We start from the raw sequence: 14,123 nt of genomic DNA, 5'->3' as shown, positions 1-14,123 counted from the left end.
TTGTCCTTTCATGGTGGGGGCCTAGAAGCTGAGCTTCGCGCCCAGACGGACGGAGCGCGGCGCCTGGTAGGCGGTGGGACGCTTGAAGTTGGGGTTGATGTCGGAAGTCGTGATGGGCAGGTTCGTCGCCGTGGAGATGACCTTGCAGCCCGGGTTGTTGGCCGTGAGGCACGCCGTCAAATCCTCCGGCTTGCCGCCCTGCTCAATCGCATAGACGCGGGTGAAGGTCAGCGTCTGGTCCACCGCGGTGTACTGCTGGAAGTTGAAGAGGTTGAACACATCCAGCGACAGGCTCAGCGTGTAGTCGCGGGCCAGCTTCTGGCTGACGCCCACGTGGGTGTCGAGGTTGTGGACCCAGGGCAGCCGGCCGGCGCTGCCGCGCGGCAGGATGAACGTCTCGGAGCCGCTGCGCCGGGGGTGCGCGCCCAGGTAGTTGAGCGGCGTGCCGGAGCGGCTGCGGTAGCCACCGCCAACATTGACGCTCGTCGTCCGCGTCACCTGGAACTCCCGCGCGCCGAACACCTTGATGGCGTGCGTGCGGTCACCGGGCAGCGGACCGTCACGGTTGGTGGTGAGCGACAGCAGGTCGAAGTCGCGCGTGAGGTTGGGCGACAACTGGCCCGTGTCCGCGCGGAACAGGCCGGAGTAGTTGCCGCGCAGCTGGGACCACGTGTAGCTGGCCTGGGCCAGCCAGCCGTCGGAGAACGCCTTCTGGTAGTACAGGTTCACCGCGTCGTACTTGCGCACCGCCTCCGGGAAGTCCGTCGAGTACCCCTTGCCAGGGTTGCCCAGGAAGAAGGTGTTGCCGTCGTCACGGCTCATGTCCTCGATGACGTCGTTGAGCTGGCGGCGGGTGTACGTCAGGCCGAAGCGGCCGAGCAGCACCTCGTACTCGCCGCCCACCATGATTTCGTCCGCGGACTGGGCGCGGATGTTCGGGTCCACCGGCACGCGGTCGCCACCCTGCGCGTCCCAGGCCTGGTTGGGGCTCTCGCTGTTGCCGATGAGCTGACGGTTGCGGCTGGCCACGCAGTCCGTCACCAGCGAGTTGCGGTCGTCGGGGCGGCACGGCGGCGAGTCATACGTGGCCGACAGCAGCTGCTGCTGCGGGAAGGACAGGTCCGCCATGTCCAGCGGCACGTTCTCGAAGAAGCGCGCGAAGTTGACGAACAGCTTGGAGCGCCCCTGCTGCGTGAAGTCGTAGACGGCGCCCACGCGGGGTGACCACTGGTTGGGAAGGTGCAGGCCCACCTTGTCGTCCAGGCCCCACAGCGTCTGCACGTCGTAGCGCAGGCCCGCGTTGAGCGTGACGGTGTCCATGATGGACCAGCTGTCCTGCACGAAGCCGCCCACCGTCATCGACGTGGACGTGCCTTCCTTGCTGGCCAGGAACACCGGCGAGTCCGGCCCATCCAGGTAGCCGTACTGGTTCAGCGTGTAGAAGCAGTCGCCCCCGGTGCACTCCTGCCAGGGCGTGCCGCCGGTGCGCGCGCGGTTGTTGTAGAAGCTCATCCGCTCCGCGTCGAAGCCCGCCTTGACGATGTGGTGGCCCAACGCCTGGAACAGGTACGTGCCCATCACCTTGCCCTGGACGCGGTCCAACTCCTGCTCGCTGATGGTGCCGGGGCCGCCCGTGGAATAGGCGGTGACAGGACAGTTGCGGCGCTGCTCGGCCTCCGTGGCGCCACAGACAGACGGGTCCATCAGCGACTCGAACTCGGTGATGGTGTGGGGGCCGGGGTTGCGCGTGCGGCGCCAGGCGATGTTCGGCCGGGAGGACAGGCCCGAGTCCGACAAGAGCCCGGAGCCATCCGACGGCAGCTGGCTGTCCGACTGGTGGTGCCAGCCGACCGTCGCGTCGACGAGGAACTTCTTGTCGAAGAAGGACGAGGACTGCTTGGCGACGATGTCCATCACGCCGTTGGAGCGCCGGGTGGCGATGGAGTCGTAGGTGCCCTGGACGTAGGCCGTGCAGGACAGGCCCACGCAGACCTCCGGGTCACCGTCATCGCTGAAGGCATACTTGCCGTCGCCGCCGGAGGAGCGCGGCGTGCCGAAGACGGAGAGCGACAGGTTGTGGTCCGGGTTGAAGAGGTACGTCAGCTTGCTCATGTACTGGATGCTGCGCTCGTCCGCGAAGCGGGTGGTGCGCGAGCCTTCAATCGGCGTCACCTGACCGAAGCCCGTCTCCGGATCCCTGCGGCGCTGGCCCACCGTGGCGCAGCCGATCGCCGGGTCCACCTCCGTGCAGAAATCCAGCGTGCTCAACTGCCGGTCCACGCGGATGCGATTGAACGACGGCGCCACGCCCACGTAGAACCAGAGCTTGTCCTTGAGGATGGGGCCGCCCAAATCAAAGCCGAAGTCACCCTGGTTCCAGGGCTGACCCTGCGCGGAGATGACGGTGCCTTCCTGGCGGACCACCGTGCCGTTGCGCTGCAACGCACCGGGGGCCATGTTCGCGAACACCGAGCCGTGGAACTCGTTGGAGCCGGACTTGGTGACGACGTTGAGCACGCCACCCGTGGAGCGGCCGTACTCCGGCATGTATCCACCGGTGATGACGTTGACCTCCTGGACGAACTCGACGGACAGCGGCGTGCCCAGCGTTCCCACGCTCGGGTCATTCACCGACAGGCCATCCACCACGTACTGGCTCTCCGGCGAGCTGCTGCCGCTGACGCTCACGCCGTAGCGGTCCTCCGTGGCGCCCGGGGCCAGCTCCGCCAGCGACTCGAAGGAGCGCGACGCGGAGCCCTTCGTGCCGGGGCGGATGACGGCCATGGTGCGCAGGAAGTCCGCGTCCACGCTCAGGCCCGTCGTGCTGGAGCCCACGTCCACCGTGGGCGCCGCGCTGATGGAAATCTCCTCGCCGAAGGCCGAGGGCAACAGCTGGATGTTGACCCGGATGGTGCGGTCCAACCGCAGGACGATGTCGGCGCGCACGAAGGGCTCGAAGCCCTCGCGCTCCACGCGCAGCGTGTACGTACCCGGCGGCAACTGGGCGAGCCGGTACTGGCCGCTCGTGTCCGAGACAACCACCCGCTCACCCTGCAGCTTCGGCGACGTCGCCGTCACGACTGCGTCCGCGAGCGAACGCTTGTCATCCGCGCTGGTGATGGTGCCGGTGATGACCGAGACGCCCTGCGCGAATGCCCCCGCGCCAAAGAGCAGGACCGCGAGACACAGCCCGCGAGCAAGACCTACACGTATGGACAAAGCTGACTCCCTCCCGTGATTCAGGGAGCACTCTGTCTCAAGACACGAGAAAGCAACAATCCCTAATTAAACAGTGCGGATTGGCGAGCCGCGCCATGCGCGCTAGGTGGCGCAGGCGGCGGTTGCCTGCTCCAGGGAGCGATCAAACGCCAGCCGCAGGAAGGCATCCAGCGGGGCGCGGCCCTTCTCCACGCGGCTGCGCAGCACGGCGCCCTCCCAGGCCCCGAGCATGAAGGTGGCGAGCATCTCAGGAGCGACGTCCTTGGCGACCTCTCCGGAGCCCTGCGCCTCGAGCAGCACTTCCTCCAGGCGCGAGGACCACTCGGCGAAGGAGGCCGCCACGCGCTCGCGGATGAGGGGGCTGTGGTCGGCCAGCTCCGCGGCGAAGTTCGCCAGCAGGCAGCCGCACTCGAACCTGCCCGCGACGAGCACCTCCACCTGCGCGGCGAAGTAGGCGCGCAGCCGTCGCAGCGGTGTGAGGGACGTGTCGCGCAGCAGCGACAGGTCCGCGCTGCTGGCGCGCATGTACTGGTCCACCACCGCCGCGCCCAGCGCTTCCTTGCTTTCGAAGTGGTTGTAGAAGGAGCCCTTCGGCACACCGGCCGCGTCGGTGATGTCCTGCACGCCGCAGCCGTTGAACCCTTGAGTACGCAGGGTCTCCAGACCGGCGGCGAGCAGCTTGTCGCGAACGCTGGCTCTCGGCATCGCTCCCTTTTAGGGCCCGTGCCCCGGGCCGTCAAAACCCGCCTCGAATTCGATACAACCCCATGATACTCCACGGCTTTTTGTTGAATATGACCAGTCGTCTTGAATCCATGGAGGTCGCTCGCTAGCCTGCCGGCCGGGAGCGGAGCCCGGACTGGCGCGGTGCCGCCCCGTCACCTGCGAAGGAGTGGAGCGATGGGCAAGTCGAGCGTGTCGGACAGGATTCGGGTGGGCATCATCGGGGCGAGCCCGCAGTGGGGGTGGGCGACCTACGCGCATCTGCCCGCGCTGCAGTCCCTGCCGGGCTATCGCGTCACGGCGGTGAGCACCACGCGGCAGGTGAGCGCGGATGAGACGGCGCGCCGGTTCGACGTGCCGCATGCGTTCGCGAGCTTCGAGCCGCTGGTGGAGCATCCCGAGGTGGACCTCGTCGTCGTCTCGGTGCGCGCGGCCGAACATGCGCGGTTGGTGCGCGCCGCCATCGCCGCGAAGAAGAACGTGTTCTGCGAGTGGCCGCTGGGCGTTTCGGTGGAGGAGACGACGGAGCTGGCGGCGCTGGCGCAAGCGGCGGGGGTGCGCACCGTCATCGGGCTTCAGCGTCGGCTGGCGCCCGGCGCGCGTTATCTGAGGGATTTGCTCCAGGAGGGCTACGTGGGGCAGGTGCGCTCCGCGACGCTCCAGGTGTCCACGGCCATGCTCGGGCACACGCGGCCCAAGGCGTATGACTACACGGCGGACGCCACCAAGGGGGCCAACGCGCTGGCCACCATCACCGCGCACTTCCTCGACACGGTGCTGGCGGCGGTGGGGGATTTCCAGAGCGTGGCCGCGCTCGTCACGCGCCAGTTCGAGCACACCACGCTGGCGGAGACGGGCGAGGTCATCCCCGTCACCGCGCCGGACCAGGTGCTCATCACCGGCACGCTGAAGAGCGGCGCGGTGCTGTCCGCCCATGTCGAGGCCGGCAAGCGCAATGGCGGCGTCATCGGCTGCACCATCACCGGCACCGAGGGGGACCTGTACCTGTCGCAGGACCTCACCGTGTCCGGAGCGCGAGGCGACAACCAGCCGCTCCAGTTGCTGCCGACGCCGGAGAAGTACCTCCTGAGCGCCAAGGGCGCGCTGACCGACGACGCGCACCAGACGGCGCAGCTCTACGCGGCGTTCGCGAAGGATGTCGCGGAGGGCACGTCGCTCGCTCCCGACTTCCAGCACGCGGTGAAGCTGCACCGTTTGCTGAACACGTTCGCGGAGTCGTCCGCGTCGGGACAATGGCGGACGCTGTAGCGGAGTCTTCCGCGCGTCAGCAGCGGGGATGCCGGTGGCGCCCTCCTCGTCGGGACAGCGGCGGACGCTGTAGCGGAGGCCTCCGCGTCTGGTCACCAAGGTAGGTGGCCGGTGGGCATGGCGTCCTTCTGTGTGCTCGCCGGGCGGGAGACCAATGGGGGCAGGTGGCACAGGCTCGCGCTGGTCTATGCTGCGCGCCGCGTGGACGCTCCCCTGCCCTCCCGACGACGCTATCTGGTGGCCGCCGTGCTCTTCGCCAGCATGAGCATGCTGGCGGCACTGGCGGCGTTGCACGTGCAGGGCCTGCTACCCGCCTCCGTGCCTTCCGCCGACGAGCCCTTCCACTACCAGGGCTTCGAGAAGGTGCTGCGACACGTCCAGCCGGACGGCGATGTGGACTTCTCCTCGGTGGGGCGCGAGCGCGCGGAGCTGGACCTCTTCGTCGCGTCGCTCGCCTCGTTCTCTCCGCACAACCGGCCAGATGTCTTCCCGACGTCGGAGGACGCGCTCGCCTTCTGGCTCAACACCTACCACGCGCTCGTGCTCCAGCAGGTGGTGGATGGGTATCCCTATCTGGAGAGCGTGGAGCAGCCCTGGCCAGGGCGCTTCTTCTGGGCCCGCTCATGGCCCGTGGGCGGCCGGCGGATGACGCTGTGGTCGCTGCGCCATCGCGTCCTCTCCGGGGAGTTCGCCGACCCGCGCGTGCACCTCGCGCTCTTCCACGCCACCCGGGGCGGCCCGCGCATGGACAGCTCCCACTTCCAGCCCGAGTACCTCCACTCGCAGCTCAACGAGGCCAGCCGCCGCTTCATCGGCGACAAGCGCCACGTGCGCCTGGACAGGGACACCGTGCACCTGGCGCGCCTGTTCGAGACGTACCGCGAAGACTTCCTCGCCGCCCTGCCCGAGGGACGCCGGGGCAACGTGCTCCAGTTCGTCTGGGCCTTCCTTCCCGACACCTGCGAGGAGCGTCCCGGCTGCGACACCCGCGCGGACCTGGACCACGCCTGCGGACCCAAGCTGGACCGCTGCCACATCGTCTTCGAGGCCGAGGACACCTCGCTCCCGGACGCCGCCGCGCGCCCCTCGCGCACGGAGCGCTGAAGCACCTCACGCCGGCAGACGCTCGTGAGTCCCGGGAGGCGGCGTGTGCTCCTCATCCTCTCGCGAGCGGGGGCGGGAGCGGGAGCGCTCCACCGGACCGCCGTCCTTGCGTCCGCGCAGCCACTTCTCCAAACCCACCGCGGGCACCACCACCGCGCCCACCAGCACGGACAGGCCAATGGCCTCCAGCGACAGCGGCGCGGTGCCGAAGATGCGCCGCATGAAGGGCACGTACATGAAGGCGAGCTGCAGGAGCACCAGCGCCCCAATCCCCATGAACACGGAGGGATTGCTGAACAGGCCCACCTTGCGCAGCGAGCCGGTGAGCGTGCGGCACATCACCATGTAGAAAATCTGGAAGCTGATAACGGTATTCACAGCCATCGTCTGCGCCTCGGCCAGCGCCCGCGCATGCCCCACGTCCGGCACCTCGTGCTTGTACTCCCAGAGGAACAGGCCGATGGCGCCCGCCGCCATCAGCAGGGCGACGAGGCACGTGCGCATCACGATGAAGTGACTGAGCACCGGAGCGTCCGGATTGCGCGGCCTGCGCCGCATGACGTCCGACTCACGCGCCTCGAACGCCAGCGGCAGCGCGAGCGACACCGTGGCCACCAGGTTTATCCAGAGCAACTGCGTGGGCAGCATCGCCATCAGCGGCACCGGCCCCCCTCCGAAGTCCTGGATGGGAAAGAAGGCCACGCCACACAGGAGGATGAGCGCGAGCCCCAGGTTGGTGGGCAACACGAAGGCCAGCGACTTGATGAGGTTGTCGTAGACACGCCGTCCCTCCTCCACCGCCGCCGCGATGGAGGCGAAGTTGTCGTCCGTGAGGACGATGTCCGCCGCTTCCTTGGACACCGCCGTGCCGGTGATGCCCATGGCCACGCCGATGTTCGCCTGCTTGAGCGCGGGCGCGTCATTGACGCCGTCCCCCGTCATCGCCACCACGTGCCGCCGTTGCTGGAGCGCGCGCACCAGCCGCAGCTTGTGCTCCGGCGCCACCCGCGCGAAGACATTGGTGCGCTCGGCCACGTCCGCTAGCGCCTCATCGTCCAGCGCCCCCAACCTCGCGCCCGCGACACCGGGCGTCCCTGGCTCGTGCAGCCCGAGCCGCGCGCCAATGGCCTCCGCCGTCGCGAGATGGTCGCCCGTAATCATCTTCACGACGATGCCCGCCTCGTGGCACGCCCTCACCGCCTCGATGGCCTCCTCGCGAGGCGGGTCCATCATCCCCTCAAGTCCCAGCAGCTCCAGTCCCCTCTCCGCGTCCTCCGGAGCCAGGGTGTCTCGCGTCTCCGCCAGCTCGCGCGAGGCCACGGCCAGCACGCGCATCCCCCGCCGCGCCAGTCGCTCCACCTCCTCCAGCACGGCCTCGTTCGACGCGGCGCCGTCCGGTGCGCACCGCGCCAGCACGACTTCGGGCGCGCCCTTGAGGAGCAGCACGCGGCCGCCTCGTGCGTCCTCATGCAGGGTGGCCATGAACTGGCTCTCGGACTCGAACGGGATGGCGTCCAGCCGGTGGAAGCGGGCGCGGGCTTCGTCCACGCCGAGGCCCGCCTTCTCCGCCGCCACCACCAGCGCGCCCTCGGTGGGGTCACCCGTCATCCGCCAATCACCGCCCTGCCCGTGCAGCGCGGCGTCGTTGCACAGCGCGCCCGCGAGCAGCAGCTCCCGCACGTCCTCGGGCACCAGCAAAGCGCTGAGCGGCGGGCCATCCCTGCGCAGCTCTCCCCGAGGCGCATAGCCCACCCCGGTGACGGTGTAGCGCCCCGTCGGTGTCCACAGCGCCTGCACCGTCATCTCATTGCGCGTGAGCGTGCCCGTCTTGTCCGAACAGATGACGGTGGTGCTGCCCAGCGTCTCCACCGCCGGCAGCTTGCGGATGACGGCGCGACGGGCCGCCATGCGTTGCACCCCGATGGCCAGGGCGATGGTGACGATGGCGGGCAGGCCCTCCGGAATCGCCGCCACCGCCAGGGTAATCGCCACGACGACGGCCTCGCTGAGGTCATAGCCGCGCCACAGGCCCACCCCGAGCAGGAGCACGGACACGACGAGGATGGCCCCGGTGATGACCTTGGCGATGGTCGCGAGCGCCTTCGTCAACGGCGTCTGGAGGTCCGTCGCCCCTCGGAGCATCTCCGAGATTCGGCCCAGCTCCGTGGCACCGCCCGTGGCCACGACCACCGCCCTGGCCGCGCCGGACGTCACCAGCGTGCCGCCGAAGACGACGCTCGTCCGGTCGCCCAGCTCCGCGTCCTCCTCGACGGGCAGGGGCTGCTTCGACGCGGGGACGGACTCGCCGGTGAGCGCGGCCTCCTCGATTTGGAGGTTGCGTGAGGACACCAGCCGCATGTCCGCGGGCACCTTGTCTCCCGAGGCAATCTCCACCACGTCGCCAGGCACCAGCTCCGCCGCGGGCACCGCGCGCTTGTCGCCGGCGCGCACCACGGTGGCGTTCTCCGGCACCATCCGGCTCAGCGCCTCGATGGCCTTGCCCGCACGGAACTCCTGCACGAAGCCGATGACGGTGTTGAGCACCACCACCGCCGCCACCACCAGCCCGTCCGTCACCTTCCCCATCACCACCGCGAGCACCGCCGAGACGATGAGCACCCAGATGAACGGGCTGTTCACCTGACGCCAGAGCAGCCTCAGCGGCCCTTCACCCTTCTGGCGCTCCAGCACGTTGGGCCCGTGGCGCATCAACCGCTCTCGCGCCTGCTCGTCCGTCAGGCCCTCGGCGCCACTCTCCAACTGCTCGAACACGCGCTCGGGGGGAAGGGCATGCCAGGGCACGGCTCCGCGAGAAGACACACGGCCGTCCTCTCCAGAGGCGGCGGGTGGCGGCTCGTGCATGGGACTCCCCCTGCCAGACATCGGCTGTGATGGGAGGCGTCACCTCCACCTCACCCGGGAAAGCTATGTCCGCCGCTTCCGCGCGCTTCACGCCCGCCCTCGCAGGGAGCAGGCGTCGCGTCGGGCCCGTGACAAATCCGTTGCCATTCACGCATTTTCCAAGTAATCGAGAATTCTCAGTTTTAACCACCTATCGACTTTCTCCTGATGACCTTCAGAAAGCCTGGTTGGGCCCTGGTGGGCGCGGTGCTGGTGGGGGCGGCCGTCGCCCTGCTGCTCTCCCGAGGGACACCTCCCTCCGTCGAGGACAGCGCGCGCTCTGATTCCGCCGCGAGGCCGCCCTCCGCGAGTGGCGTGCTGGTCGGCACGTCTTCAGGGATGCCGTCTCCCAACGAGCCGAAGCTGGCGGTTGAACAGCTTCCCATGCCGGGGTGCTGGGACGGCCTGAGAGACCTCGACAAGACGGCCACGCTGGACTCGCTGCGCGAGGCGCTGGGTGTCGCGGTGGGCAAGCGGGACAACCTGCTGGCGACGTACCTCCAGGAGCGCCTGACGGAGGTGGTGGGCCAGGACGCGGGCCGCGGGCTCCAGGTGGTCGAGTGGGCGAAGCAAGCCAGTCCTCCCGAACTGGGGCTCTACCTGGACGCGCTCAAGGCGGCCCCGGCCGTCCACGACGCGAAGGTGTCGGAGGCGCTGCTGAAGCTGGGTGAGGACCGGAGCATGCCGCTCCAGAACCGCTCGGCGGCGCTGGACGCGCTGGAGACCCAGCGCCGCCTGTCCCCCAGCGATTTGGCGCGGCTGAAGGCCGTGGCGCTGGACGAGACGGCGGACTCCACGGCCTGGGTGGCCACGCGCACCCTGGGCCGGGTGATGAAGGAGGACTTCGAGCGCACCGGCACCCATGCCCCGTACTGGAAGGAGCTGCTCTCCATCGCCGGCAAGTCGGACGACATGGCGGTGCGGCTGCTCGCGCTGGAGATGCCGTCGTATTCCAATCCGCTCATCGGCTCGGAGTCCTTCGACGAGCTCCAGCGCATCCTCACCACGGACCGCGAGCGCGACGTGCGGGAGATGGCGGCCTTCCGGCTCGGCGTCACCCGCGAACCGGAGGAGGCCCTGAAAATCTACGAGGCGGCCTTCGAGAAGGAGCACGACGTCTGCGTGCGCTGGGCCATCTTCCGCTTCGCCGTGCGCGCCGCCGGAGAGAAGGCGCTGCCGCTGCTGGCGAGGCTCGCCGCGAAGGACCCGCGCTTCCAGCGCGACTACGCGGAGTTCAAGCAGCTCTACGCCTCCGGCACGGTGGACTTCGCCCGCATCTGGCTGGGCAAGGGCGAGCACCACGCGTGCCTCGTCGAGGAAGGAGCGCCGCACTGATGGACGCCCTCGTGAGGAAGCACCTGGGGCGCGCGCTGCTGCTGTCGGCCCTGGCGGCCGGGGGGATGTCCGCGAGCGCGGCCCAGCCCCTGCTGACGCCGTCCACCTGCACGGTGGAGACGATGCTGGTGGACGTGCGCGCCGCGCTGAAGGGCGGCTCGCCGGCGCTGCGGCGCTACGTGAAGCTGCGGCTGCGAGAGGCGGCGCTGGCCCTGCCCGTCGCCGAGCTACAGGCCGCGCTGGAGCGGGAGCGAGAACCCGAGGTGCTGGAGGCCCTGGGCGCGGCGCTGGCCACCAAGGCGAGCCACGCCGAGTCACCCACGCTGGTGCAGCCCCTGCTCGCACGAGCAGCCGGAGACGCGGACCCGGCCGCACGCGCGGCGGCCGTGCGCGCGCTGAGGGCCACGCCCTCCGTCGAGTTCATGGCGAAGAACGGCGGCGTGGTGACGTACGAGCAGCTCGCGAGGGATTCATCCCCCGAGGTGCGTCAGGCCGTGGCCGACAACCTGCGGGAGGAGAGCGCGCAGGTGTACTCCGGCCATGACCGCGCGGTGTCGGAGACTGCGGTGTCGGTGGCGGCGGCGACGGAGGACCCGGCGGTGGCGGCGAAGCTTTTGGGCGAGGTCTCCATGGAGGCCGTGGGCCACGACGCGGTGGAGAGCGTCACGCGGCAGCTCGAGGCGGAGGACCCGGGCCTGCGCGCGGCGGCGGCCACGGCGCTGGGAGGCGTGCCAGGGGCGGAGGCGGATGGGGCGCGGCGCTCGCTGGTGGAGACCTTCCGACGTGACGCGAATCCCGCGGTGCGCAAGGCGGCGCTCGAGGGAATCGCCCGGCTGGGTCAGGCCTCCGCGCGGCCCCTCTTGGAGTCGCTGCGGGGCGTGGACGCGAGCATGGACTTGGAAATCGACGCGTGGCTGTCCGCGCTGAAGCTCAACCTCCAGGAGTGGCACCTGCTGCTGCGTGAAAAGCAGCGGCTGCGGAGGTGACCCCTGCATCACCGCCGTAGGCAGTGCCACAGCGAAACAACCCAGAGGAGGTTTCCATGAAGGGAATGAAGTGGATGTTGGCCACGGTGGTGCTCACCGTGACGGGATGGGCCACCAGCGCGCTGTCCGCGACGGCGGTGGGCCCCATCTGTGACACGGCCGCTCGCGTGGGCTCCACGACGTACTACTCGTGCTCGGGCAGCAGCCACAACGCGCTCGACATGAGCAATGGCACGTGCAGCGAGTGGAACCACCGGGGGATGATCAACGTCAGCCGCTACTACGCCTACTACGGCGGCTGTGCGAACAACTGCAGCGGAGGCACCACCTGTAACGGCGGCGCGGGCAACTACTACGTCGTCACCGGCGCCACCGGCTGGGACTTCCGTCAGCTCCACCTGAACTCCAACGTGTCCTCCGGCTCCAAGACGTGTGACCGCTGTGCGCTGGGCCTCGTGGGCTCCACGGGCAACTCCACCGGCGCGCACGTACACGCGGACAATCGTCAGTACGGCACCCGCAAGACGGCCTGGTACACCAGCGTCGGCACCACTTGCGGCTCCAGCGCGTACTGCAGCAATCGCGTGGGTACGCCCACGCTGTAGTCGCGGTCGCCACACCCCGCGCCCCGCTCCGGTTACCCTATGGCCGGAACGGGGCGTCCCTATTTTCAGGCGTCGGTGTGTCGCGCCGCTTCGGCCGCGGCCTGGCGCAACAGCTCCCCCGTCGCCGCGTCCGCAGGGAAGAACGACTCAATCGCCAGCTCCGCCAGGGTGATGTCCACCGGCGTGCCGAACACCGTCGTCGTGCCGATGAAGGACATGATGCCTCGCGGCGTCTGGATGCGCAGTGGCACCACCACGCCCGCGAAGTCCGGCTCCGCGGACGCGCTTGGAGCCCCCATCGCGCGCAGCTCCTCGAGCAGCGCCGCCAGCGTCACGTCCGCCGTGCTCGACACCTGCCGCTGCAGCCGCGTCAGCACGTGCGCGCGCCACTGCTCCAGGTTGAGGATGCGCCGGCCCAGTCCCTCCGGGTGCAGGCTCAGCCGCAGCACGTTGATGGGAGGCTGGAGCAGCTCCATGGGCACGCCCTCCAGGAGCACCCCGATGGCACGGTTGGCCGTGACCAGTTGCCAGTGCCGGTCCACCGCGAGCGCGGGATAGGGCTCGTGGCCGGAGAGCACCAACTCCACCGCCTCGCGCGCCGCGCCCATCCGGGGCCCATCCAGCTCGTTCTCCGAATAGACAGGCGCGAAGCCCGCGGCCACCAGCAGCGCGTTGCGCTCGCGCAGGGGCACCTCCAGCTCCTCGGCCAGATGCAGCAACATGTCCCGGCTCGGCGTGGAGCGCCCCGTCTCCAGGAAGCTCACGTGCCGTGCCGACACATCCGCGCGGCACGCCAAATCCAGCTGACTCAAGCTGCGGCGCTGGCGCCACTCCCGCAGCAACTCACCCACCGGACGGCTCGGCATCATCATGCCCCTGACACTAGGAACCCGGGGGAAGCGCTCCAATTACCTCCCACGTAATCGACTTCAAATCCCCCGGCGCGCAATTTGTGTCCTCACACGGCGGCCGGATTCACCGGCGCCGCTCTCCAAGGACACACCCATGAGCGCCATTCCCGCTTCCCGCACCCTGCTGGGCCACATCCTGCTCGCCGACGGTCTCATCAGCGGCGCCACCGGGGCCCTGATGTTCTTCGCCGCGGGGCCCTTGAGCGACTTGCTGGGCCTGCATGTCACGCTGCTGCGCTCGGCGGGCTTCAGCCTGCTGCCCTTCGCCGCGCTGCTCGTCTTCCTCGCCATGCGCCCGCTCGTGCCCCGAGCGCTCGTCTGGGCCATCATCGTCGCCAACGTGCTGTGGACGGTGGACAGCTTCGTCCTGCTCGCCTCGGGCTGGGTGCAGCCCACCGTCTGGGGTCAGGCCTTCACCCTGGTGCAGGCCCTCGCCGTGGCGGGCTTCAGCTGCCTGGAGCTGATGGCCGTCAAGCAGGCCCGCGTGGTGCACGCCTGAGCCGCCTCACACTCCCGCGCCTGGAAGCGGCGCGGCGCTCGACGACTCAGAGCGCCTTGCGGACCGCTTCCAGCGCGGCGTCGTAGTCCGGCTCGTGCATCATCTCCGGGACGACCTCCCGGAAGACGACCTTGCCGTCCCGGCCCACCACGAAGGTGCTGCGCGCCAGGAGGCCCAGCTCCTTCATGTACAGGCCGTACTTCCGCGCGAACTCGCGGTTCTTGTAGTCCGACAGCACCGCGACGTTGTTGATGCCCTCGGCCGCGCTGAAGCGGTTGAGCGCGAAGGGCAGGTCCAGGCTCAGGTACCAGACCTTCACGTCCGGCCCCATGTCCGTCGCCTGCTTGTTGAACATGCGCAGTTGGATGGCGCAGACCTTGGTGTCCACGCTGGGCGCCACGCTCAGCACCACGACCTGACCCTTGAGCTCCGACAGCTGGTGGGACTCGAAGAACCCCTTGAAGACGGTGAAGTCAGGCGCGACGTCGCCCACCTGCACCTGTCCGTCCCCCTCCAGCGTCACCGGCTGTCCCCGGTAGGTGACCTGGTTCTTGAACTCGGCCATGAATCC

General features: G+C 69.3%; 11 protein-coding genes. 6 read left to right on the top strand and 5 right to left on the bottom strand.

Annotated features, from left to right (window positions below; translation table 11 throughout):
- Positions 1–21: 21 nt before the first annotated feature.
- Together HUA74_RS09805 and HUA74_RS09800 are read right to left on the bottom strand one after the other, a co-directional pair.
- Positions 22–3,219 (bottom strand): TonB-dependent receptor, encoded by a 3,198-nt coding sequence (locus tag HUA74_RS09805; protein WP_174454288.1) that lies wholly within the window; start codon positions 3,217–3,219, stop codon positions 22–24.
- A 102-nt stretch (positions 3,220–3,321) separates the two neighbouring features.
- Entirely contained in the window at positions 3,322–3,924 is a 603-nt protein-coding gene (locus HUA74_RS09800) for a TetR/AcrR family transcriptional regulator (protein ID WP_174454287.1), read from the bottom strand.
- Positions 3,925–4,119: 195 nt separating this feature from the next.
- On the opposite strand from HUA74_RS09800, the gene HUA74_RS09795 reads away from it, so the two are divergent.
- Both HUA74_RS09795 and HUA74_RS09790 read left to right on the top strand, forming a co-directional pair.
- On the top strand, positions 4,120–5,211 hold the full coding sequence (locus tag HUA74_RS09795) for a Gfo/Idh/MocA family protein (protein WP_174454286.1): 1,092 nt from the start codon (positions 4,120–4,122) through the stop codon (positions 5,209–5,211).
- A 117-nt stretch (positions 5,212–5,328) separates the two neighbouring features.
- A complete protein-coding gene (locus tag HUA74_RS09790; RefSeq protein ID WP_174454285.1) occupies positions 5,329–6,315 on the top strand; it encodes a DUF547 domain-containing protein in 987 nt (328 codons plus the stop codon).
- Positions 6,316–6,321: 6 nt separating this feature from the next.
- Here HUA74_RS09790 and HUA74_RS09785 read toward each other — a convergent pair whose 3' ends face one another.
- A complete protein-coding gene (locus HUA74_RS09785; protein ID WP_174454284.1) occupies positions 6,322–9,177 on the bottom strand; it encodes an HAD-IC family P-type ATPase in 2,856 nt (951 codons plus the stop codon).
- A gap of 207 nt (positions 9,178–9,384) precedes the next feature.
- On the opposite strand from HUA74_RS09785, the gene HUA74_RS09780 reads away from it, so the two are divergent.
- Genes HUA74_RS09780 through HUA74_RS09770 form a run of 3 tightly spaced genes read left to right on the top strand, consistent with a single transcriptional unit; the run spans position 9,385 to position 12,142 of the window.
- Positions 9,385–10,551 (top strand): HEAT repeat domain-containing protein, encoded by a 1,167-nt coding sequence (locus HUA74_RS09780; RefSeq protein WP_174454283.1) that lies wholly within the window; start codon positions 9,385–9,387, stop codon positions 10,549–10,551.
- Entirely contained in the window at positions 10,551–11,537 is a 987-nt protein-coding gene (locus HUA74_RS09775; RefSeq protein WP_174454282.1) for a HEAT repeat domain-containing protein, read from the top strand. The genes HUA74_RS09780 and HUA74_RS09775 overlap by 1 nt, the downstream gene beginning before the upstream one ends.
- A gap of 56 nt (positions 11,538–11,593) precedes the next feature.
- Positions 11,594–12,142, top strand: a complete 549-nt coding sequence (locus tag HUA74_RS09770) for a peptidase M23 (protein WP_141640507.1) — start codon at positions 11,594–11,596, stop codon at positions 12,140–12,142.
- A 65-nt stretch (positions 12,143–12,207) separates the two neighbouring features.
- Here HUA74_RS09770 and HUA74_RS09765 read toward each other — a convergent pair whose 3' ends face one another.
- On the bottom strand, positions 12,208–13,014 hold the full coding sequence (locus HUA74_RS09765; protein WP_254624978.1) for a helix-turn-helix domain-containing protein: 807 nt from the start codon (positions 13,012–13,014) through the stop codon (positions 12,208–12,210).
- A gap of 133 nt (positions 13,015–13,147) precedes the next feature.
- On the opposite strand from HUA74_RS09765, the gene HUA74_RS09760 reads away from it, so the two are divergent.
- Entirely contained in the window at positions 13,148–13,552 is a 405-nt protein-coding gene (locus HUA74_RS09760) for a hypothetical protein (protein ID WP_174454281.1), read from the top strand.
- Between the two features lie 46 nt (positions 13,553–13,598).
- Here HUA74_RS09760 and tpx read toward each other — a convergent pair whose 3' ends face one another.
- Positions 13,599–14,117 carry a thiol peroxidase gene (tpx, locus tag HUA74_RS09755; RefSeq protein WP_141640501.1) on the bottom strand — a complete coding sequence of 173 codons (519 nt, stop codon included), beginning with the start codon at positions 14,115–14,117 and terminating at the stop codon, positions 13,599–13,601.
- Positions 14,118–14,123: the final 6 nt, after the last annotated feature.

Origin of the sequence: Myxococcus sp. CA051A (assembly GCF_013336705.1) — a bacterium.
Taxonomy (GTDB): domain Bacteria; phylum Myxococcota; class Myxococcia; order Myxococcales; family Myxococcaceae; genus Myxococcus; species Myxococcus llanfairpwllgwyngyllgogerychwyrndrobwllllantysiliogogogochensis.
The sequence above is the reverse complement of the archived record's forward strand: the minus strand, read 5'-3'. Positions and strand labels throughout refer to the sequence as shown.

What these genes read in the sequence shown, in the direction of transcription:
- HUA74_RS09800 (WP_174454287.1), bottom strand. Translation starts at nt 3,924, where the DNA reads ATGCCGAGAGCCAGCGTTCGCGACAAGCTGCTCGCCGCCGGTCTGGAG.
- HUA74_RS09795 (WP_174454286.1), top strand. Translation starts at nt 4,120, where the DNA reads ATGGGCAAGTCGAGCGTGTCGGACAGGATTCGGGTGGGCATCATCGGG.
- HUA74_RS09790 (WP_174454285.1), top strand. Translation starts at nt 5,329, where the DNA reads ATGGCGTCCTTCTGTGTGCTCGCCGGGCGGGAGACCAATGGGGGCAGG.
- HUA74_RS09785 (WP_174454284.1), bottom strand. Translation starts at nt 9,177, where the DNA reads ATGCACGAGCCGCCACCCGCCGCCTCTGGAGAGGACGGCCGTGTGTCT.
- HUA74_RS09780 (WP_174454283.1), top strand. Translation starts at nt 9,385, where the DNA reads ATGACCTTCAGAAAGCCTGGTTGGGCCCTGGTGGGCGCGGTGCTGGTG.
- HUA74_RS09775 (WP_174454282.1), top strand. Translation starts at nt 10,551, where the DNA reads ATGGACGCCCTCGTGAGGAAGCACCTGGGGCGCGCGCTGCTGCTGTCG.
- HUA74_RS09770 (WP_141640507.1), top strand. Translation starts at nt 11,594, where the DNA reads ATGAAGGGAATGAAGTGGATGTTGGCCACGGTGGTGCTCACCGTGACG.
- HUA74_RS09765 (WP_254624978.1), bottom strand. Translation starts at nt 13,014, where the DNA reads ATGATGATGCCGAGCCGTCCGGTGGGTGAGTTGCTGCGGGAGTGGCGC.
- HUA74_RS09760 (WP_174454281.1), top strand. Translation starts at nt 13,148, where the DNA reads ATGAGCGCCATTCCCGCTTCCCGCACCCTGCTGGGCCACATCCTGCTC.
- tpx (WP_141640501.1), bottom strand. Translation starts at nt 14,117, where the DNA reads ATGGCCGAGTTCAAGAACCAGGTCACCTACCGGGGACAGCCGGTGACG.